This is a genomic window from Nonomuraea sp. NPDC050310, assembly GCF_040655795.1.
Lineage (GTDB): Bacteria > Actinomycetota > Actinomycetes > Streptosporangiales > Streptosporangiaceae > Nonomuraea.
The window spans coordinates 12231-33479 of the sequence record NZ_JBFAKP010000011.1 but is presented as its reverse complement, the minus strand read 5'-3'; the positions used below and the strand labels follow the sequence as shown (position 1 = coordinate 33479).

Annotated in this window: 17 protein-coding genes; 12 read left to right on the top strand and 5 right to left on the bottom strand. The window is 73.1% G+C overall.

Annotation, left to right across the window (positions count from 1 at the left end):
* Positions 1-264: 264 nt before the first annotated feature.
* The 6 genes from AB0I67_RS24415 (at position 265) to AB0I67_RS24390 (ending at position 6473) form a co-directional block, all read left to right on the top strand.
* Positions 265-1215 carry an ABC transporter ATP-binding protein gene (locus AB0I67_RS24415; RefSeq protein ID WP_357927583.1) on the top strand — a complete coding sequence of 317 codons (951 nt, stop codon included), beginning with the start codon at positions 265-267 and terminating at the stop codon, positions 1213-1215.
* 18 nt (positions 1216-1233) lie between these two features.
* Positions 1234-2046: an ABC transporter permease gene (locus AB0I67_RS24410; RefSeq protein ID WP_357927581.1), complete on the top strand. Its 813-nt coding sequence runs from the start codon at positions 1234-1236 to the stop codon at positions 2044-2046.
* Positions 2047-2051: 5 nt separating this feature from the next.
* Positions 2052-3200 (top strand): YcaO-like family protein, encoded by a 1149-nt coding sequence (locus AB0I67_RS24405; RefSeq protein ID WP_357927579.1) that lies wholly within the window; start codon positions 2052-2054, stop codon positions 3198-3200.
* Positions 3200-4462, top strand: coding sequence for a TfuA-like protein (locus AB0I67_RS24400; protein WP_357927577.1), 1263 nt, complete (start codon positions 3200-3202; stop codon positions 4460-4462). The genes AB0I67_RS24405 and AB0I67_RS24400 overlap by 1 nt, the downstream gene beginning before the upstream one ends.
* Entirely contained in the window at positions 4459-5652 is a 1194-nt protein-coding gene (locus AB0I67_RS24395; RefSeq protein WP_357927575.1) for a cytochrome P450, read from the top strand. Before AB0I67_RS24400 ends, AB0I67_RS24395 begins: the two co-directional genes overlap by 4 nt.
* Positions 5653-5729: 77 nt before the next feature.
* The gene (locus AB0I67_RS24390) at positions 5730-6473 is read left to right on the top strand and encodes a response regulator transcription factor (protein WP_357927573.1); all 744 of its coding nucleotides are present in this window, start codon (positions 5730-5732) and stop codon (positions 6471-6473) included.
* Here AB0I67_RS24390 and AB0I67_RS24385 read toward each other — a convergent pair.
* From AB0I67_RS24385 to AB0I67_RS24370, 4 genes are all read right to left on the bottom strand, one after another.
* Complete coding sequence (locus AB0I67_RS24385) at positions 6409-7731, bottom strand: FAD-dependent oxidoreductase (RefSeq protein ID WP_357927571.1); 1323 nt, start codon at positions 7729-7731, stop codon at positions 6409-6411. The genes AB0I67_RS24390 and AB0I67_RS24385 overlap by 65 nt on opposite strands.
* Complete coding sequence (locus tag AB0I67_RS24380) at positions 7728-7997, bottom strand: PqqD family protein (RefSeq protein WP_357927569.1); 270 nt, start codon at positions 7995-7997, stop codon at positions 7728-7730. The genes AB0I67_RS24385 and AB0I67_RS24380 overlap by 4 nt, the downstream gene beginning before the upstream one ends.
* Positions 7998-8026: 29 nt before the next feature.
* Positions 8027-9478, bottom strand: a complete 1452-nt coding sequence (gene stsB / locus AB0I67_RS24375) for a StsB family radical SAM/SPASM domain sactipeptide maturase (RefSeq protein WP_357927567.1) — start codon at positions 9476-9478, stop codon at positions 8027-8029.
* Positions 9479-9552: 74 nt separating this feature from the next.
* On the bottom strand, positions 9553-9813 hold the full coding sequence (locus AB0I67_RS24370) for a StsA-related sactipeptide RiPP (protein ID WP_357927566.1): 261 nt from the start codon (positions 9811-9813) through the stop codon (positions 9553-9555).
* A 175-nt stretch (positions 9814-9988) separates the two neighbouring features.
* Here AB0I67_RS24370 and AB0I67_RS24365 point away from each other — a divergent pair, with 175 nt between their 5' ends.
* The 5 genes from AB0I67_RS24365 (at position 9989) to AB0I67_RS24345 (ending at position 17385) form a co-directional block, all read left to right on the top strand.
* Positions 9989-10189: an aroma-sacti cluster domain-containing protein gene (locus tag AB0I67_RS24365; RefSeq protein WP_357927564.1), complete on the top strand. Its 201-nt coding sequence runs from the start codon at positions 9989-9991 to the stop codon at positions 10187-10189.
* Positions 10186-13128 carry an AAA family ATPase gene (locus tag AB0I67_RS24360; protein ID WP_357927562.1) on the top strand — a complete coding sequence of 981 codons (2943 nt, stop codon included), beginning with the start codon at positions 10186-10188 and terminating at the stop codon, positions 13126-13128. The genes AB0I67_RS24365 and AB0I67_RS24360 overlap by 4 nt, the downstream gene beginning before the upstream one ends.
* A complete protein-coding gene (locus AB0I67_RS24355) occupies positions 13125-14006 on the top strand; it encodes a S8 family serine peptidase (protein ID WP_357927560.1) in 882 nt (293 codons plus the stop codon). Before AB0I67_RS24360 ends, AB0I67_RS24355 begins: the two co-directional genes overlap by 4 nt.
* Positions 13996-14598, top strand: coding sequence for a GAF domain-containing protein (locus AB0I67_RS24350; RefSeq protein WP_357927558.1), 603 nt, complete (start codon positions 13996-13998; stop codon positions 14596-14598). Before AB0I67_RS24355 ends, AB0I67_RS24350 begins: the two co-directional genes overlap by 11 nt.
* Positions 14599-14667: 69 nt before the next feature.
* Positions 14668-17385: a helix-turn-helix transcriptional regulator gene (locus AB0I67_RS24345; protein WP_357927556.1), complete on the top strand. Its 2718-nt coding sequence runs from the start codon at positions 14668-14670 to the stop codon at positions 17383-17385.
* 61 nt (positions 17386-17446) lie between these two features.
* Here AB0I67_RS24345 and AB0I67_RS24340 read toward each other — a convergent pair whose 3' ends face one another.
* Positions 17447-18307, bottom strand: coding sequence for a helix-turn-helix domain-containing protein (locus tag AB0I67_RS24340; RefSeq protein WP_357927555.1), 861 nt, complete (start codon positions 18305-18307; stop codon positions 17447-17449).
* A gap of 792 nt (positions 18308-19099) precedes the next feature.
* Between AB0I67_RS24340 and AB0I67_RS24335 the strand changes: the two genes are divergently transcribed.
* Positions 19100-21247, top strand: a complete 2148-nt coding sequence (locus AB0I67_RS24335) for a tetratricopeptide repeat protein (RefSeq protein WP_357927553.1) — start codon at positions 19100-19102, stop codon at positions 21245-21247.
* Positions 21248-21249: the final 2 nt, after the last annotated feature.

Here is a 21249-nt window from a genome sequence, read left to right as displayed (position 1 = left end):
GACGGGCATGCGGGCCGGCCGGTCGCACTCGTCCATGTGCCGATGATCATTGGACCGGCGTGGACGCACAATCGCCCCTCTGTCGTTTGGCAGATGGACGCCGGCCCCCGCCCGGCGAATCCCCAACGCCCACATTCGTGGGGTTGTCGCCCCCGCGTCACGGAGAGCGATACTCAACCAGCACTGCTGCCCGAGGCGGGAGAGGTGGGGGTTGTGACGGACGACGTCGTGACAGCCGAGAATCTGGTCAAACACTATCGGCGCATGGATCGCCGGGCAGTGGACGGCATCTCCTTCGAGATCGCGCAGGGCGAGACCATCGGGCTGCTCGGCCCGAACGGCGCGGGCAAGACCACCCTGATCAAGATGATCTGCGGGGTCACCGCACCGACCTCGGGCCGGCTCCGGCTCTTCGGCGTGGACCCGGTCCGCCAGCCGCTGGCCGCCAAGACCTCGATCGGCGCGATGCACCAGGTGGGCCCGTTCGACCTGATGCTCTCCGCGCTGGACAACCTCAAGATCGCCGCGCACTTCCGCGGCCTGCGCTGGCGCGAGGTCCGGCCGTGGGCGCTCGAACTGGTCGAGCACCTCGGCATCACCCCGGCGCTGCCGCGCTTCTGCTTCCAGCTCTCCGGCGGCCAGCGGCAACGCTTCCAGCTCGTGCGCGCGTTGCTCACCATCCCGCGGCTGCTCGTGCTCGACGAGCCCTCGGCCGGTCTCGACGTCGGCGGCCGGCGGCACGTCGAGCGGTTCGTGACCTGGCTGCGCGACGAGCACGGCGTGACCGTGTTGTGGACCAGCCACCACATCGACGAGCTGGAACGTAACTGCCAGCGGGTGATGGTGATCGACCACGGCCGGGTGATGCGCTTCGCCAAGCCGCGCGAACTGGTCGAGGAGTTCGGCACCACCCACCTGGTGGTGACCGTGCAGGACCCGGCGAGCAGCGGCGTGGTGGTGGCGTGGGCGGAGGCGGCCGGGCTGGTGGTCAAGGCCCAGGAGGCCGAGGTCCGGATCGAGGGCGCGCGGGTGCAGGACGTCCTGCCCGGCCTGGCCGGCCACTGCCAGGCGCACGGCGTGGCGATCAGCGGGGTCGCCACCGCGACCGACTCCCTCGAGGAGGTCTTCCTCCGGATGACCGAATCCGGCAGGACGGAGACCGCCGTGCCGGCGGTGACAGAGCGTGCCGAGGCAGAGCCGGCCGAGACCCGATGACCGAGAGCGAGGAGTGACGTGGCCGCGGTCCTGAGCTTCCAGAACAAGCCCCCGGTGCAGCGGGGCCGGGTGTCCGACCTGTTCGCGGTCGTCTACCGCGAGTACGCGCTGCTCGCCCGCAACCGCGTCTACCTGATCGTCGGCCTGACCCCCATGCTCATCTACTTGCTGCTGGTCAACACCTCGCTCAGCAACCTGGTCCAGAACGTCACCTACCGCGGCGCCGAGCTGCCCTTCACCATCTTCCTGCTCCCGATGACGCTGGCCATGTCGGTGGTCAGCGCGGCGGGCACGGCGGGCATGGCCGTCTTCCAGGAGGAGACCACCGGCGTCGCCACCCAGCTCTGGTCCTACCCGTTGCGCCGCTCCCGCTTCCTGCTCGGCAAGCTGATCGCCGGGCTGTCGCTGGTGATGGCGCAGACCCTGCTCGGCCTCGGCGTGGCGGCGCTGCTGTTCGACTTCCCGTTCTCCGCGGGCGGCTGGCTCGGCCTGCTGGTGATGCTGGTCTTCACCTCGCTGGCCTTCAACGGCCTCTACCTGGCCGCCGCGATCACCGTCACCGACCACCAGGTCTTCATGGTGCTGTCGAACGTCTCGATGCCGGTGCTGGTCTTCGCCGCCCCCTCGCTCTACACGGTCGAGAGCATGCCGGCGGTGATCCAGTGGATCTCCGTGGTGAACCCGCTGACCTACGCGATCAACGGCATGCGCGACGCCTCCCTCTTCGGGCTGGGCGCGGCCTGGCAGCCGATGCTGGTGATGGCCGCGATGGCGATCGTCGGCTACACCATCGGCGGCCGGGCCCTGCTCAACCGGGCCCGCAACCTCTGAGGCGGGTGAGCGGCATCGTGTGGCTGCCTACGCAGGCCGATGACGTCAAGGTCCGGCTGCCCGGAACCGACCGGGCCAAGGATCCGGCGCAGACCCTGGCCATGGCCCGGGGCGCGGCCGGTCGGGCCGGCATCACCCGGGTGGCCGACCTGACCTGGCTGGACACCATCGGCATCCCGACCTACCAGGCCATCAGGCCGACCGCCAGGACGCTCGCCGTCTCCCAGGGCAAGGGCATCACCGCGGAGCTCGCCAAGCTGTCGGCGATGATGGAGGCGATCGAGCTCTGGCACGCCGAGCAGCCCTTCCCTCCCGCGCTCACCGCCCCGCCGCGCGAGGTCGCCGGCGAGCTGGGCTACGACCTGGGCGAGCTGCCCAGGGCCGAGCCGAGCCTGCTGCACGACGGGCTGCCGATCGAGTGGGTCGCGGCCACCTCGCTGGCCGACGGCAAGCCCGCCCTCCTGCCCAAGGAGCTGGTGACCGTCACCATGGACCACGGCCGGGGCTGGCACGCGCCCGTCTTCGCGGTCTCCTCCAACGGGCTGGCCAGCGGCAACACGCTGGTGGAAGCGGTACTGCACGCGTTGTACGAGGTGATCGAGCGCGACGCGGTCAGTCTCGGGCTGCGCAGCCGTACCAGAGGGGTCAGAGCCGATCCCGCCTCGCTCGGCTCGCCCGTCGTGGACCGGTTGTGCGAGCTGCTGGCCAGGGCCGGGGTCGATCTGGAGGTCAGGTGGATGCCCTCGGCCACCGGGCTGCCGTGCTTCCTGGCCGAGATCACCTGCCCGGACTACCCGATGCACTTCCGCGGCTTCGGCTGCCATCTGAGCTCGGAGATCGCGCTCACCCGGGCCGTCACCGAGGCCGCGCAGGCCCGGCTGGCCTACATCTCCGGCGCTCGCGACGACCTGCATGCCAACGCCTACGCCTCGATGGGCGAGCGCCGCCGGGCCGGCTCGGACGAGGCGGCCGAGCCGATCGCCCGGGTCACGGCCAACGCCAGCCTGGTGGACGACCTGCGGGACGTGGTCGGGCGCGCCACGGCCGCCTTCGGCCACGCGCCGCTGTTCACCGACCTGACCAGGGACGACGTCGGCGTGCCCGTGGCCAGGGTGGTGGCGCCAGGATGCCGCCTCGCCCCGGAGGAGTTCTAGTGCAGACCGTCGTCTACACCGGCCCCACCCTCGCGCCCGGCCAGGTGCGCGAGGTGCTGCCCGGCGCGCTGACCCGGCCGCCGGTGGCGCGCGGCGACCTGCTGGCCGAACGCTGGAGCCCCGGCGACACCGCGGTGATCATCGACGGCTACTACCGCGAACGGCTGTCCGTCGGCCACAAGGAGCTGCTCTGGTTGCTGGCCGAGGGCGTCACCGTCATCGGCGCGGCGAGCATGGGCGCCCTGCGGGCCGCCGAACTCGGTCCGTACGGCATGCGCGGCATCGGCGTCGTCTACGACCAGTACGCCTCCGGCGAGGTGGACGGCGACGACGAGGTCGCCATCGTGCACGGCCCCGAGGAGGTCGGCTACCCGGCGCTCACGATCGCCCTGGTCAACCTCCGCTACGGCTGCCGGGAGGCGGCCCGCCGCGGCGAGCTGACCGAGGAGCTCGCCGGGCGCATCGTCCGGACCGCCAAGGAGCGCCCCTTCTCGCACCGGACCTGGCCCGAGCTCGCCCAGGCGCTCGGCCCGGACGCCATGGACGCGCTGCGCACGCTGGAGAAGGCCATCGCCGCCGGGGACTGGGACCGCAAGCGCCTGGACGCGCTGGCCGCCCTGCGCGCGGTGGGCGAGGAGCGGCCCGGACCGGTCACGGTCGAGGCCCGGTCGCTGGGCACCGGACCCGCCGAGGTGCTGCGGTGGCGGACCCGGCGGGAGTACGCGCCCGGCCGGTGGCGCTCCGACCTGGACGTGCTGGACGCCGCCCGGCTGTACTGGAGCGGCTATCCCGAGCTGCACGAACGGGTGCTGACCGGCCTGCTGGCGGAGGTCGCCGGGCCGGACGGACTGGAGGCCTACGTGGCGGCCAAGCTGGGCGTCGAAGGGGACCTGCCGGCCGCGCTGACCGGCCGGCTGAGCGCGACGGAGCAGGCGCAGTTGCCGACGGCCGAGCAGCTCAGGCTGGTGATGGTGCGGGTCTGGCCGCTGTGGCGGTGCACCGACTGGCGGCCCGCCGTCGTGGCCGAGCTGCGCGAGCACGCCGAGTGGGAACGGTGGTCGGAGCTGGTCGCGGAGGCGGACGAGGCGGCGGAGCAGGCCCTGGGCCGCGTGGTGGTGCCGCCGCCGGCCTACTGCGGGCGGCTGTTCCTGCGGCACTGGGGCGGCAGCCAGGTGGAGATGGCCCGGCGCGGCTTCGGCGGGCTGGAGGAACTCGGGCGGACCGTCAGCCGCTTCTTCGCGCTGGACGTGCGGCGGCGATGAGCTTCGCGGCCGGCCTGGACGTGGCCGACCCGCACGCCCGCTTCCACCGGATGCGGCGGCGGGCGCCGGTGGAACGGCGGGTGGACGCCTCGGGCCGGGCGTTCTGGTACCTCACCCGGTACGCCGACGTGCAGCGCGCGCTGCAGGCCCCCGAGCTCGGCCGCCAGCTCGACCGGCTGCCGCCGGATCTGGCCGAGATCCACCGGCGCTGGGAGCAGGACACGCTGCCGATGGTCCGGCGCAACGTCTTCAACCTGGACCCGCCCGACCACACCAGGCTGCGGCGGCTGCTGGCCCCGTCGTTCAGCGCGCGCAGCATGGCCGCCCTGGCCGAGCGCATCGACCGGTGCGTGGCCGAGCTGGTCGCCCCGCTGTCCGGCGAGTGCGACCTGATCAAGGCGGTGGCGCTGCCGCTGCCCATCCTGATCGTGGCGGAGCTGATCGGCTTCCCCGCCGAGGACCGCGGCCGGCTCCGCGCCTGGAGCGACGCCATGCTCGGCCAGGACGTGCCGGCCGCGCGCCGGGCCGGGATGGAGTTTCTCGGCCACGTCAACCGGAAGATCGACGAGCGCCGCGCCGAGCCGCGCGACGACCTGCTGTCGCGGCTGGCGGCCAGCGGCGAGCTGAGCCGGGCCGAGCTGGTCTCCAGCGTCTTCCAGATGGTGTTCGCCGGGGACGAGACGACCGTCAGCCTGATCGGCATCGCGATGCTGGAACTGCTGCGCCACCCTGCCGAGCTCAGCCGGTTGCGCGCCCGGCCCGAGCTGCTCGACTCCGCGATCGAGGAGGTGCTGCGGTTCAACGGCCCGGTGGGGCACTCCAGGCCGCTGTACGCGCTGGCCGACGTCCGCTTCGGCGACCAGGTGATCGCCCGCGGCGACGTGGTGGTGCCCCTGCTGCTGGCGGCCAACCGGGATCCCGACGTCTTCCCTGACCCCGACGTCTTCGACATCGCCCGCACACCCAACCGGCACCTCGGGCTGGGCCACGGCGCGCACTTCTGCCTCGGCGCGGCCCTGGCCAGGCGGCAGGCCAGGGCCGCGCTCGGCGCGTTGCTCGCCCAGTTCGGCGACATCTCCCTGGCGGTGGCGCCGGAGGCGGTGGAGTGGGGGCCGAGCCTGCTGGTGCGGTCGTTGCGCGGACTGCCGCTGCGTCTGAGTATGCGCCGCGCCGGGCCGGGGGGTGAGTAGCCTGCCTGCTCTGGCGGGCGGGGGCGGCGGCGCGTAACGTCCTGGCGCTCAGACTCGCTCACCCCGGACGGATCAGCGTGGCACACCTGGATGAATCGAGTTCCACGGCCGAGCCGCTGCCGGTGCTGCGGGTCGTCGTGGGGGAGCAGGACAGGGAGACGCGCACCCGGCTCCGGGGCGTGCTGCACATGGGCCACGGCCTCGTCGTGCTCGGGGAGGCCACGGCCACGCACCGGCTGGGCGAGCTGATCACCCGGCACCGGCCCGCGGTGGCGGTGGTCAACGCGGCGCTCGGGCACGCGGACGAGATCGAGTTCGTGCTGGCCCTGACCGCGTGGGCGCGGGGCCGGACCCGGGTGGTCCTGGTCTCCGAGACGCTGGACGAGGACCTGCTGGCCCGGGCGCTGCAGGCCGGGGCCGCCGGCTTCGTCCACCGCGAGGCCCTGATCAGGGAGATCGTCCCGACGATCCGGCAGGTCGCGGCGGGCCTGACGGTCATCTCCAGCACGATGATCACCCAGTTGCGCGACCGCATCCCGGCGCTGATCAACGGCGTCGACCACCGGCTCTCCCCGCTCACCCGGCGCGAGGCCGAGGTGCTCGCGCTGGTCGCGGGCGGCCTGTCCAACCTGCAGATCGCCGACAAGCTGGGCATCGGCGCCGGAACGGTCCGTTCCCACCTGGCCAGGATCCTCGCCAAGCTGTCGGCGCGGAACCGGGCGCACGCCGTGGGCATCGCCTACGAGTCGGGCCTGCTCACGGGAGGCTCGCTGCATCGGGGCACAACAGCGGGTACTGCCGGCGAGCCTGGTCCGCGGTGAGCAGCGGAGCGGGGTCCCCGGCCAGCGCCTTGAACCTGGCGAGCCGGTCCGGCGGCGGGGCGGGGATGAGCGCCTGCGCGTGGAAGAGCTCCGCGCCGAGTTCCGCGCTGCCCAGCCGGGCCCGGGCCAGCCTCGCCCTGACCTTGAGCGCGTGGGCGCTCGGCGGCGGACCGGCGGCCTCGCCGTTGACGTACCGGTCGCGCTCGACGGCCATCCGCCAGGACGGCTCGGCCTCCGCCGCCAGGGCGGCCTGCAGGCCGGGTCCGATCCCCGCCCTCAGCTCGTGGTCCAGGCGCAACGCGCTCAGCGCGGCGATCGACAGGCCGTGCGAGTAGAGCGGGTTGACCGCCACGACCGCGTCCCCGAGCGCGACGAAGCCGGCCGGCAGCGGCGCCCGCTCCAGCAGGCGCCGGCGGTTGGCGGTGTCGCGGAAGGGCCGGATCGGGCCCAGGGGCGTGGTCAGGGCCAGCAGCTCGGCCACGACCGGGTCGCGCAACGAGCGGGCGAACGCCTGGAAACCGGCCTCGTCCAGCGGCGGGGCCGAGCCGTGGGTGCCGGTCAGGGTGACCACCCAGCGGCCGCCCTCCAGCGGCAGCAGGGTCGCGCCCCGGTCGAGCCCGGCGCCCGGATGCAGCATGATCGCCGGGACGTCGGCCAGGCCGGGCGGGGCCGCGCAGATCCGGGTGGCGTAGGCCAGGCCGGTGCTGACGGTGACCTCCTCGACGGGCGGCCCGCCGATGGCCTCCAGCCAGCGAGGAGCCTGGGAGCGGCGGCCCGTCGCGTCCACGACGAGGTCGGCCGCGATCGTCTCCCCGGGGCTCACCCGGACGCCGGTCACCCGGCGGGCGTCGCCGGTCAGGCCCAGCACCTGGACGCCCTCGACGACCCGTGCCGCGGCGCGGCGCCGTACGACGTGGTCGAACAGGCCGCGGCTGCCGGAGACGAAATAGGCCGCGCAGTCGAAGCGGTGGAACCAGCCGTCGCCGGTGAGGATCAGCGAGTCCCCGGGCAGGCCGCGACGGTGCGCGCCGTGGGCGTACAGCTCGTCGAGCGTGCCCGGCAGCAGCGTCTCCAGCGCCCGCGCGCCGCCGGTGACCAGGACATGGCTGTGATGGGACTGGGGCAGCCCCCGCCGGGGAGCCGGCGCGGCGGGGTAGCGGTCCCGCTCGACGACGACGACCTCGTCCACGTGCCGGGCCAGCACGGTGGCCGCGAGCACGCCGGCGAAGCCGCCGCCCAGCACGACCGCCCTGGTCACGCTTCGAGCAGGCCCTGCGCGACCATGCCGGTCAGGAACTCGTCCACGTCCCGCATGATGCGCACGGTGACGAGCGCGTTGTCCCCGGCGAACTCCTCGGCCAGCCTGGTGATGATCTTCTCCCGTTCACCCTCGCTCGCGACCAGCTCCCAGATCCGGGAGCCGGTCTCGTTCAGGCTGTGGAAGTCGCCGGTCTCGCTGTGGTAGAGCGAGATGCCGTCGCCGGTGTCCTGCCAGATGACGGCCTCGCTGATCCGGAGTGACACTCTGCACCTCTTGTATTAGACGGGTTGTTCTAGACGGGGGTGATGGGCAGCAGCTCGCCGACCTTGACGGCCCGGGGCGCGGGCTTGGGCGGGGTGTAGTTCTTCCAGTCCTCGTAGACCGGATGGACGGCGTCGCCGGCGACCAGGCGGGGCTTGGTCATCTCGTCGTTGTTGGCCGCCAGGACGGCGGTGCCGATGCCGGTCTCCAGCCACAGGTGGGTGGTGACGCCGTGCCGCAGGATCCGGCAGTTGGGCCGGCTGTTGCGCCGCAGGTCGAGGCTCTCCGACAGGTGGGTGGCCCGGCAGCCGCCGCCGCAGAAGGGCTTGACGTAGCACTTGGCGCAGTCGGCGTGGTAGCCGCCGCCGAAGACGGTGCTGTTGCGCATCTCGGCGAGCAGGTCGCCCTCGAAGATCTCGCGCAGCGACTGGCGGCGCAGGTTGCCGGCGAAGTGCTCCCGGCCGGTGACCAGCTTGCACGGGTAGACGTCGCCGAGCGAGTTGATGTAGATCTCGTTGCCGCCCATGCCGCAGTTGGCGCGGACGGTGCACGCGGGCGTCGGCCGGGGGCCGTCGGGCCGCAGCTTGCCCAGCGCGGGCGAGGTCCACACCAGCTTCTGGATGCGCATGTGGTCGGCGAAGCCGAACTCGTACTCGTCGTCCGCGCCCCGGCCGAGGTTGTTGTGGTACATCAGCCGGATGTCGGCCACCTCGACGCCGTCCATGAACGCCGCGAAGCCCTCGAGCTCGTCCACGTTCTCCGAGGTGACGATGTGGTTGATCTGCGGCACCACGCCCTCGGCGTTGAGCAGCTTGAGCGCCTTGTGCGTCCGGTCGAACGAGCCCTCGCCGCGGGTGCGGTCGTGGGTCTCGGCGGTGCCGCCGTCGACGCTGATGGTGACCTGGGTGAACAGCTCGGCGAAGCGCTTGGCCTGCGCCGGCTTCCTGATCATCGTGGCGTTGGTGACGATGTTGGACTTCATGCCGAGGCTGTTGGCGTGCTCGACGACCTGGAACAGGTCCTTCCTGAGCATCGGCTCGCCGCCGGTGAAAATCATGTACTTGGCGCCGAGCTCGGCGGCCTGCGTCACCAGGTCCAGCGACTGCTGCGTGTTGAGCTCGCCGGGCAGGCACTTCTCCGAGGAGGCGTAGCAGTACGGGCAGCGGAGATTGCAGCCGTCGGTGATCGCGTAGTACACCTGTACCAGCGGAGGCTCCGTGGTCTGGATGCTGGGCCGCGGCCGGTCGTAGTAGACGATCCAGTTGAGGATCAGCTTCGCCAGCGCCCGCTCGGTCTCGGCCGTCGCCGGCAGCGGCTCGGCCACCCGGGTCAGCGCCTGGAGCACGCCGAACTCCTGCGGGGTGAGCACGCACCGGCCGCCGATCTGCGGATTGATGACCAGGTAGTTTCCCTCGTGCGAGAAGTAGGTGAGATCTTCCGGCACGTCGAACAGCGCACGGTTTCCGGCCAGCTTGCCAGGCATGCGTAACCCTTCGATTCCTGGATGCGGACGCGGCGCCGTGTTCTGGCCGGCGCCGCGCCCGCGAGCCGCTGGGACTACTGGGGGTCCACGCCGCTGCCGGAGCCGGACCAGATACCGCACGCGCACGACTGCGCGGCGTCGAGGCTGTGGACCTCGACCTCAGGCCGGGACCAGCCGGCGGCCGACAGCGCCTGGGCGGGGAACCGCTCCTTCAGGCCGATGAGCAGGTTGACTTCCTCCTGGGTCAGGGTGGCGAACGCCTCCTCGACCTCCCTGGCGACCGGGCCGCTGACGATGCCGGCTTGACGCAGAGCTTCCTGCGGATCGAAGGCCATGCCTTCACCTCTCTGTGCTGGATGAGATGCGTTGCAGGTTGAGTATGGGCTGGCCGCGCGAGGGTCGGACAACCCCACAAACGTGGGCTAAGACCGCCCACGAACGTGGGATTGCGGGCGCGGCCCGGGCGTTCCAGGCTGGTCTCAAGACGACCCCTCGCGATGGGATGAAGCGATGACGGGAAGCGGATCGGGTGCGTTCGACGCACTGGACAGGCTGCGGGCGTCCGGCCATCCCGTCGATCTCCTGGACGAGCGGCAGCAGCGGGTCTTCGCCGAGCTGAGCGAGGCCGAGGTGGCCCTGCTCAACTCGATCAAGCAGCGGCTCGACGACGTCGCGGGCGAGGTCGAGGGCCAGGAGCTCAAGCTCTTATGAGAGCCCGGGACCAGCGGCCCGTCAGGAGGAACGTCGCGGTCCTGTTCATCGACATCGTCGGCTCGACGGAGCTGGCCGAGCGGCTCGACCCCGAGCTGCTGCTGCAGATATTGGAGCGCTACTACGACGCCTGCCGTACCGAGATCTTCCAGTGCGGCGGCGTGGTGGAGAAGTACATCGGGGACGCGGTCATGGCGGTCTTCGGCGTCCCGGTCAGCCGCGAGGACGACGCCTTCCGCGCGGTGCTGGCCGCCGAGCGGGCGCTGGCGGCGGTGCGCCGGCTGAGCGAGGAGCTGGCGCCCACGCACGGGGTGAACCTGGGAGCCCACTGCGGGGTGGCCTTCGGCCAGGTGATGGTCGTGGAGAGCCCGGGCGCCGACGTGCGGGTGATCGGCGACACCGTCAACACCGCGGCCCGGGTGCAGTCGGCGGCCGGGGACGGCGAGATCCTGCTGGGCGACGAGGTGGCCAGGCTGGTGCGCCAGCACGCGGTGCTGGAGGAGGTGCCGCCGCTCACCCTCAAGGGCAAGCGCAGGCCGGTGCGGGCCTGGCGGCTGATCACCGTCGATCCGGAGCGCGGCGAGCCCGAGACCGACTCGGTCCCGCTGGTCGGCCGGGCGGCGGAGCTGCGGCAGCTCACCCTGCTGCACGAGCGCGTCGTGGCCGAGCGGCGGTGCGGCATGGTCACCGTGCACGGCGTGCCGGGCATCGGCAAGTCCCGGCTGGTCCGCGAGTTCCTGCAGGAGCTGCCGGGCGAGGTGGCGGTGCTGGCCGGGCGGTGCCCGTCCTACGGCGTCGGCGCGACCTACCGGCCGATCGCGGAGATGGTGGACGCGCTCGACCTCGACGAGCTGGTCGGGGCCGAGTGCGCGGGCGTCCTGCGCGGGCTGGGCGCCGGGATCGCCGAGACGGCGGGAGCGGTGCGCACCCTGTTCGAGGCGCTCGGCGCGCGCCGGCCGCTGGTCGTGGTTTTGGACAACCTGCAATGGGCCGAGCCCACCCTGCTCGACCTGATCGAGGACTGCGCGGCCTGGCTGGGCGAGGTGCCGGTGCTGCTCGTCTGCGTCACCCGGCCCGAACTGTACGAGAGCCGGCCCGCCTGGGGCGCGGGGACGGCCGCCCTGGAAGTGGGGCCGCTCGACCCCGAGGACACCGCCCGGCTCGTCGCCGAGCTGCTCGCGGGCCGCGCCGAAGTGCTCGCCCATGCCGAGGACGAGGTGCACCGGCGCGTCACCTCGGGCTGCGACGGCAACCCGCTGTTCGCCGAGCTGATGCTGGAGACCGTGGCCGACGGCGACGGCTCCCTGCCGCCGACCGTCCAGGCGCTGCTCGGCGCCCGGCTCGACCGGCTGGACCGCCCGGAGCGCGAGGTGCTGGAACGCGCGGCCACCGTGGGCCAGTCCTTCACCGCCGACCAGGTGGGCGCGCTGCTCGACGCGGGCCTGCCGGCCGTGGCCACGCCGCTGCGCCGGCTCCAGCGCGAGCGGCTGATCAGGCGCGGCCCCCGCCCGGGCGGCTACGAGTTCACCCAGACCCTCACCCGCGAGACCGTCTACGCGCTGACCAGCAAGGACCTGCGGGCCGACTGGCACAGGACGCTGGCCGAGCTGAGCGACGCCGCCTTCCCCGGCGACGTCAGCCACCACCTGCTGACCGCCTGCCGCTTCACCCGGGAGGTACGGCCCGGCGACCCGCTGCTGCCCGCGCTGACCGACCGGGCCGCCGCCTCGCTCATCGCCGACGGCGGCCGTGCCCTGCACCGCAAGGACCTGCCCGCGGCCATCGCGCTCCTGGAAGGCGGCCGGGAGGTGCTCCCGGCGGGCCGGGACGAGCACCGCTCGCTGGCCGTCCGGATCAGCGACGCGCACCTCGCCCGGGGCGAGAACGCCCAGGCCGCCGCCGCGCTCGACCGCGCCGAGCAACTCCTGCCCGGCGACCCGCGCAACGCGCTGACCTGCGCGATCCAGCGGGAGATCCTCGCGTTGCGCTCCGGCGACCGGGCCCCGCTGCTGGAGCCGCTGCGCGTCCGGCTGGCCGCGGACGGCGACGACGAGTTGAGCTGGTGCCGCTTCCACCTGCTCGACGCGCTCGTGCACAGCGAGGACGGCCGGTTCGGCGCGGCCGAGCACGCCCTGCGGGCCGGGCTGGTGCGGGCCCGGGCCATGGGCGACCGCTACGAGGAGGACCGGCTGCTCGGCGGGCTCTGCGAGCTGCTCCAGTGGTCGCCCACCCCGGTGGCCGAGGGCCTCGCGCTCTGCGCCGACCTGCTGGCCCGCTTCGCCAGCGACCGTTCGCTGCTGGTGCCCGTGCTGGTCGCCCGGGCCAGGCTGCTGGCCCTGTCCAGCGACCTCGACCACGCCCACCAGGCGCTCGACACCGCCGCCCGGTGCGCCGACGAGCTACGCCTCAGCCTCTCCACCATCGCGATCACCCAGGCGCGCGGCCTGGTCGAGTCGCTGGGCGGCCGGCACGAGCGGGCCCGCGAGCTGTTCGTCAGGGCCGGGGCCGCGCTGCGCGCCGCCGGGCACGAGCCGCCCGCCTCCACGCTGGCGGTCTACGCCGCCCGCGAGAGCCTCCGGCTCGGCGAGGTACGGCAGGCCGAAGCCGAGCTGGCCACACCGGAGGCGGTTCCCCGCCAGTTGCGCGGCGAGGTGACGGCGGCAGCCGTACGGGCCAGGATCGCCTCCCTCGACGGCGATCACCGGCGGGCGCTGGAGACGGCCGAGCTCCTGGACGCGCTGCTCGCCGCCACCGACGACCCCTGCCTGCACGGCGACGCCCTCTTCGAGATCGCGCAGATCCACCACGCCGCCGCGCGGGACCCCGCCGCCGCGGCCCGCCGTGCGCTCGACGCCTACCTGAGCAAGGGCGCGCGCCTGCTGGTGCGCCGAGTCCGAGGCTGGATGTCCGTGAACGGAATAGGGGAACCTTGTCCATGACACCGACGAGCACGCCGCCCTGGCGCAGGGACCAGCGCGCTCACTTTCCCGGCGTGCCCGCCTGGGGCCTGGCCACCACGCGGGCCGCGCCGGAGAGCTTCGAGGTCAGCCCGCTCGCCGAGGTGACCAAGGAGTGGGCCTGGGGCGGCTCCGACGGGTCGGGCGTGCGCGTCTGCGTCGTGGACACCGGCGTGGAGGGCGCGCACCCCAGGATCGGCGGCCTGGAACGCGCGGTCGAGGTGGTCCGCGGCGAGGACGGCCGGCTGGTCCTGGCCGAGTGCGAACCGGTCGACCCGGCCGGGCACGGCACCGCCTGCGCCGGCGTGATCAGGTCGGTCGCCCCCGGCGTCTCGATCACCTCGGTCCGGGTGCTGACCGACGGCAAGGCCGGCACCGGCGACGCGTTGCTGACCGGGCTCTCCTGGGCCATCGACGAGGGCTACGACCTGGTCAACCTGAGCCTGTCCACGACCCGGTCGGGCTTTCGCGAGGCGCTGCACGACCTGGCCGACCGCGCCTACTTCCGCCGGTGCCTGCTGATCGCCGCCGCGCACAACATGCCGGTGCTCAGCTTCCCGTGGATGTTCTCCTCGGTGGTCTCGGTCGCCAGCCACGACGAGGCCGACCCGATGACCTACTACTACAACCCGGCGCCCCCGGCCGAGTTCCACGCGCGGGGCGTCAAGGTGCCGGTCGCCTGGCGGGGCGGGCGCGAGATCCAGAGCACCGGCAACAGCTTCGCCGCCCCGCACATCACCGGCCTGTGCGCGCTCATCCTGAGCAAGCATCCCTGGCTGACGCCCTTCCAGCTCAAGACGGTGCTCTACCTGGCAGCCGACAACACCACGAGACCCCACGGAGAGGCCCATGCCCCCTGACGACATCGACGGCACGGAACGCCGGCTGCTGCAGTCCATCGTCGAGGTGGCCCGGCACATGTTCGGCGCGGCCGCCTCCTCGATCTTCCTGGTCGACCCGGACACCGGCGACCTGGTCTTCGAGGCGGTCTCGGGCGAGGGGGAGAAGGAGCTGGTCGGCAGCCGGTTCCCGATGGGCACCGGCATCGCCGGCTGGGTGGCGGTCAGCGGCCAGCCGATGGTCGCCGACGACCTCAGCGCGGTGAGCCAGTTCGCGCACGACGCGGCCGAGTCCACCGGGTACGTGCCGCGCACCATCATGGCCGCCCCGCTGATCCGGTTCGAGGAGTGCGTCGGCGTGCTGGAGGTGCTCGACCGCACGGCCTCGCGCAGCGAGCTCGACGACATGGAACTGCTCGGGCTGTTCGCCACCCAGGCGGCCTGCGGCCTCGAACTGCTCCTGCGGGTACGGCGCAGCCGCCGCGAGACCGAACCGCTCGACCCGCATGAGCTGCTGCGCAGGATCGAGCAGCGGCTGCCGCACCGGCCCGGACGCCGTGACGCGGCGGCGGTGCAGTTGCTGGCCATCGCCAGCGCGCTGCTGGAGCCCTGACCTCCGCGTCCTGGCGCCGCCTCGCTCAAAACGACATCCCACAGCAGAATGGCGGATGTCGTGACGAGCGTGCGCAGAGCCGGAAAGGACGACATGAGCGACATGGGGGCCTGGCCGCTCGTCGGGCGCTCGGCCGAGCTGCGCGTGATCACCGAGGCGGTGGCGCGGCCCGGCGTCGGGGGCGTGGTGATCGTGGGAGCGGCCGGGCTGGGGCGGACGCGGCTGGCCCGCGAGGCGCTCGCCCGGCTGGGGGCGCAGGGACACCCGACCGCCTGGGCGACCGGCAGCCGCTCGGCGAGCGCGCTCCCTCTCGGCGCCCTGCTGCCTCTCACCGTCCAGCCTCCCCCTGCCGTCCGGCCCTCGCCGGAAGTCCATGCCGCGGTCGCCCCGCCGTCTCCGGCGGGGCCGCTGTTCGCCCAGCTCGTGGAGCGTTTCAACCCGCCCACCGGCCGCCGCCCCGTCCTGGCCGTCGACGACGCCCACCTGCTGGACAGCGCCTCCGCCGCCCTGGTCCACCAGCTCGCCCTGCACACCCGCGCCTTCGTGATCCTCACCGTACGGCAGGGCCCCCCGCCCCCCGACGTGGTCACCGCTCTGTGGAAGGAGGACCTCGCCCTGCGCCTGGACCTCAGACCCCTCGGCGACGGCGAGACGGACCTCCTGCTGGAGGGCGGCCTGAGCGGCCCGGTCGACGTCGTCACCCGGCGCACCCTGCGATACCTGGCCGCCGGCCGCCCGCTGGTGCTGCGCGAACTGGTCCAGGCCGGCCTCGACCAGGGCGGACTGCGCCGAGACGACGGGCCCTGGCACCTGCGCGGCCGGGTTCGGGTCACCGCCCGGCTCGGCGACCTGATCGAGGCGCAGATGCAGGTCGACGACCCCGGCGTGCAGGAGGTGCTGGAGGTGCTCGCCTACGCCGAGCCGCTCGGGCAGCCCGCGCTCGAACGGCTCACCGGCGTCGCCGCGGTGGTGAACGCCGAACGGCAGGGGCTGGTGGTGGTCGAGCAGTCGGGGGCTCGGCGTCTGATCCGGCTGGCCGTACCGGCTTATGGGGAAGTGGTGCGCGCGCGGATGCCGCGCGCGCGGGCCCGGGCGATCTGGGGCCGGCTCGCCGAGCGGCTGGCCGTCTCGCCCCGGCGGCGCGCCGACGACCCGCTCGACCTGGCCCGGTGGCGGTTGCGGGCCGGGCTCGGGGTGACGGCGCAGGAACTGCTGGCCGCGGCGCGGCGGGCCACCGAGCGGCTGGAACTGCGGGAGGCAGAGGAACTCGCGCTCGCCGCCCGGGCCGCCGGGGGCGGCGTCGAGGCGGACCTCACCGTGGCGGAGATCCTGGCCGCGCAGGGCCGCCACGCCGCCGCCGCGGCCGCCCTGCCCCGCCCGGAGGCCTGCGCCGGCCGCGGCGGCTTCGCGCAGGCGAGCCGCCGGGCGATGCTGCACGAACGGATCACCTACTGGGGCCCCTTGTCCGTTGCTGGCTCCGGTGGCGAGCGGGCGTGGACGAGCGGGCCGGACGGGGACGCCGGAGGTGAGCGGGCGGCGGAGGCGGTGCGGGCTTGGACGAGCCTGCTGGACGGCCACGTCGACCGGGCGCTCGCCCTCGGCGGCGGGTTGCTGACCAAGCCGGATCCCGAGCTGCCCGCACAGGCCACGTTGTGGGCCGCCACGGCGGTGGCCTTCGCCGCGGGCCTCAACGGCGCCCTCCCCCTGGTGGAGCACGCGAGCCGGATCGGGCTCGGCACCGCCCACACCCACCGGCGCACCCGCCCCTGGGCCCAGGCCCAGGTGGCCGGCACCCGTTGCCTGGCCCTGCTGCTGGGCGGCGCGCTGACCCCCGCGGCCGAGGCGGCCGAGGACGGCTACCGCGAGGCCGCGGCCACCGAGGCCGCCCCGGTCGTAGGCCTGTGGGCGGCGGTCCGCGGCGTCGTGGCCAAGGCCCAGGGGCGGGTACGGCCGGCCCAACAGGCCCTCCGGGAGGCGGTCGTGCTGCTCGACCGGCACGACCCGTTCCGATTACGGCGGCTCTACCTGGCCGAGCTCGCCGGCGCGCACGCGATGGCCGGCGACACGGTCCAGGCCGACCGCTGGCTGAGCCGGATGGCCGACGCCCCGGAGCCGCCCGGCACCCTGCTGTCCGGCTGGATCCAGCGCGACCGCGCCTGGGTCCTGGCCGCCGCGCTCGACCTGCCCGGCGCGGTCGCCGTGGCGCTCGAAGCCGCCCAGGCCGCACGGGACGCGGGAGCGCCGCTCCTGGAGGCGCAGGCGCTGGCGGACGCGGCCAGGTTCGGGGCGGCCAAGCAGGTGAGCGGCCGGCTGGGGGAACTGGCGGGGGAGACCGGGAACCAGGCGGTCGTCGCGTTCGCCGCGTGGTGCGCCGCCCTGGCCGAGGACGACGCGGAAGCGCTCACGGAGCTGGCGGGAACGCTGCGAGCCCTCGGACACCTGCTCCCGGCCGCGGAGGCGGCGGCCACGGCCCACCGGCTGCACGTCGCCGCCGGGCGGCGCGCGGCGGCGAAACGGACGCTGGTGCTGGCCCGCGAGCTCCAGGACGAGTGCGACGGCGCCCGCACCCCGCTGACCGACCTGACCACGAGCGAGGCGTCGCTGACCCCTCGGGAGCTGCAGGTGGCCCGGCTGATCGCCTCGGGCCTGTCCGGCCGGGCGGTGGCGGCGAGGCTCGGCCTGTCGCTGCGCACGGTCAACAACCACCTGGGCCGGGTGTACGCGAAGCTCGGCGTCTCCGGGCGGAACGCGCTCGAACGGGTGCTGGGCGGCTACGACGCCGGCTAGTCACGTCACCGGCGGCCGCTGGGCCTTCGTGCCGGGAGCCGGCACGAAGGCGAGGGGCGGCTCAGAGTTTCGGAGCGTTCCCAGGGTGGTCGGGTTCGGGGGTTCGGAGCGTTCCCGGCGCGGGCGGGCGGGCTCCGACGTAGAGCTGGACGGCGTTGGTCGGGTCGGGATGGCGGAAGACGTTGGCCAGCAGGGTGGTCTCCGCGCCGGTGTCGAGGTCGCGGATGCGCATGAAGGGGGAGTGGCGGCCCATCAGGATCTGCTGCTGCTCCCACATGCGCACGAACTCGGGGAAGGCGGACAGGCGGTCGAGGAGGGCCGGGAAGGCGGGATCGCCGGCCCGGTGGACCATGTGGGAGCGGAGCCAGGCGACGGTGAGGCGGGCCTCCACGTCCCACTCCACCATGATCGTGCGGGACTCGGGGACGGCGAAGAACCAGATCAGCACGTTGCCGACCTCGTCGAGATGCCGGTAGATCCGGCGGTACTCCTGGTTGCCGTAGAGGACCCACCAGGCTTCGGTGATCCAGGCGGCGAGGTTGGGGTTCAGCCACTCGACGTGCCGGCGCTGCTCGGGCGTGATGTCACTGAGCGCGGGGGGCCGGGCGGTGGCGCTCGTCGCGCCGGCCGAGGGCTTGGTGTAGGTGTAGGTGATCAGGTGGTGCATGTGCTCGCGGACCTGGCTGCTGACGTCCAGGCCGTCGGCGAGGTGGTCGACGACTTCTCGGGTCGGACGGATCGGGTAACCCTGTTCGAGCTTGGTCAGATAGCTGACGCTGATCTTGGCGGCGCGGGCGAGTTCGTCGCGGCTACGGCGACGGCGGGGCGGGAAATCGCTGTCTGGAGTGAATCCTGGTGCGACGGTTGCACGGCGCAGGTGCTGTAGGTAGGCGCCGAAGGATGGGATTGTTACCGTGACCATGAAGCGAAAGTGTAGAGATTATCCTCCGTTTCACGGAATAGCGACACTTTCTCGATAAATGCGGAAACCGAAATTACCCCGCCTTTCGTTCCGTCCATTGTTTGGATATAGGCAAAACATACCAACGAAACCCTTCATCCCCGCTTTCCGTGGCACGCCTAATAGGCGGTGAACGGGAAGGGGTCGAGTGAGCGCCGAGGACCTGCCTGTCGGCCGCCGGCTCCCTCGCCGAGGAGTCGCCGGCGCCCGGCCCGGCGCCACGGTGTGAGAAGGGCGGCCGGATCCCGCGCGGCTCCGGCCGCCCCTCGCGTGCGGGCTGGTCACGAGGTGTATGCCACACACGCACCTGGACGGTAACAGGCGATCACTCGGTACGTAAGCTGCCATTCTCAGGGGTATCCCTGGCAGAACTACCCACAGAAATCCTACTTGTCGCGATCATTTTCGCGTTGTAAGGATTCATTGTCTATATCCAGATCGGCGGGCGCACTCGGGGAAGCCGGCCAGGGCGGCGGAGTTCTTCCGGCCGCGGGAGGACGCGATATTCGTATCACGGATTTCGCCTCCCGCGCGAGATGATCATTGCCGCGAATCCGCCTCAAGGAGGCACCCGTTGGCCGGAGGATCGGCGGCCTGCCCGCTCGGGAATCGCCCCATTCCCGGCCGGCCCGAGGGCCGCGGTCGAGCGTCGCTTGAAACGCCGGGCCCCGCCGTACACCTGGAGACCACAGCCGGTCGCGCGGGCGCCGAGCACCGAGCGCGCTGATGACGTTTGCCCGAGGGAGTCGTGGGATGAGCCTGCAATGGCGTCGTGAGGGAAACCTGCCCGAGGAGAGCACCAGCTTCGTCGGCAGGGAGGGGGTGTTGCGGCTGGTCGGCCAGGCGTTGCGCAGCCACCGGCTGGTGACGGTGACCGGCTGCGGCGGCGTGGGCAAGACCCGCGTCGCGCTGCGGGTGGCCCGCCAGGCGGCCGAACTGTACCCCGACGGAGTGTGGCTGGCCGAGCTCGGGCACTTGCGCGATCCGAGCCTGGTGCCCCGGCAGGTCGGCCTGGCGCTGGGGCTCGCCGACGTGTCGGCGCGCTCGGACCTGCAGGTGCTGACCGACTTCCTCGCCGACGGCAAACGGCTGCTGCTCGTCCTGGACACCTGCGAACACCTGCTGGGCGCGGTCGCCCACCTGGCGCGCACCCTCCTGGAGAGCGCGCCCGGCATCCGCATCCTCGCCACCAGCCGCTCGCCCCTGGACGCCGCCGGCGAGCACCTGATCGAGATCTCCCCGCTGACCACCACCCCCGGACCGGCCGGCGCCCTGGCCGGCCGCCCCAGCGAGGCGGTCGCCCTGTTCGTCGAGCGGGCCCGCGCCATCGTCCCGCAGTTCGTGCTCGGCTCGCACAACGTGCACGAGGTCGAGGAGCTCTGCCGGCGGCTGGACGGCATCCCGCTGGCGCTCGAACTGGCCGCGGTACGGCTGCGCGGCCTGTCCGTCGCCCAGATCCTCACCCTGCTCGAACAGTCGATGGCCGTACTGGAAGCCGCCGACCGCACCGCCCCCGAACGCCACCGCACCCTGCGCGCCACCCTCGGCTGGAGCCACGAACTCTGCCAGCCGGCCGAACGCCTGCTGTGGGCCAGGCTGTCGGTCTTCGCCGGCGACTTCGACCTCTACGCCGCGATGCGCGTCTGCCAGGACGACGGCGTCCTGGAGAGCGACGAGATCCCCTACCTGCTGGAATCGCTCGTCCACAAGTCCATCCTCATCCGCGGGCCGGAAGGCACCCGGTACCGGATGCTCGACACCGTGCGCGAGTACGGCGCCCTGTGGCTGTCGCGCCTGCGCGACACCGGCCGGATGCGCCGCCGCCACCTCGCCCACTACCTCCAGCTCGCCCGCCGCGGCGAACTCGAATGGATGGGCACCGGCCAGGTCCTGTGGTTCGAGCGCATGCGCCAGGAGACCAGCAACATCCGCGCCGCCATCGACTACAGCCTCAGCGAACCCGGCCAGCGCACCGTCGGCCTGGACCTGGTCTCCTCGCTCTGGTTCATGTGGGTCGCCTGCGGCTTCCCCAGCGAGGGCCGCCACTACCTGCTCCGCATGCTCTCCGCCTGCCCGGACCCCTCCCCGGCCCGCTGCCGCGCCCTCTGGGCCGAGGCCTACGTCGCCAACGGCCAGGGCGACCTCACCGCCGCCGTCAACGCCGCCGAACGCTGCCTCGCCGAGGCCCGCGAACTGGGCGACCGCGACGCCAAGATCATGGCCATCAAGATGCTGGGCACGAGCGCGATGTTGACGGGCGACTTCGGTGCCGCCGCCCGGCACCTGGGGCGGGCGATCACCTATCTGCAGGACCTGGACGAGCCCCGCCGGGTGGAACTGCTGGCCGCCGTGGTCGAGATCGGCATGGTGACCACGATGCGCGGCGAGCCGCAGGAGGCGCTGTCCACCCTGGAGGAATGCCTGCGGATGTGCCAGGAACGAGGCGAGCTGTGGTTGCGCTCCTACGCCTTGTACGTGCTGGCCTTGGCCTACCACCGGCTGGGGCGGGTGGAGGAGGCCGTCGAAGCCGCCCGCTCGGCGTTGCGCATCAAGCGGCACTTCTCCGACGTGCTCGGCATTGTGATGACCCTGGACGCGCTGTCGCAGATGGTGGTCGAGGTGGGCTGGCCGGCGGAGATGGTCGGCGAGCTGCAGGCGGCGGCGGAGGTCAACTGGCGGGAGTACGGCCTGCCGCTCATGGGGAGCCCGATGCTCACCGACGGGCACGTGCAGGCGGCCGACCAGGCGATCGCGCTGATCGGGCCGGCGGCGCACGAGGCGGCTCGGGCGCGGGGCAGCCGGATGGGGCTGCTGGAGGCGATCGCCTACGCCACCGGCGACGCCGGCGAGCCCGGACGGGCCGGACCGGCGGTGCGCGTGATCCGGCCCGGAGCCGCCTGAGC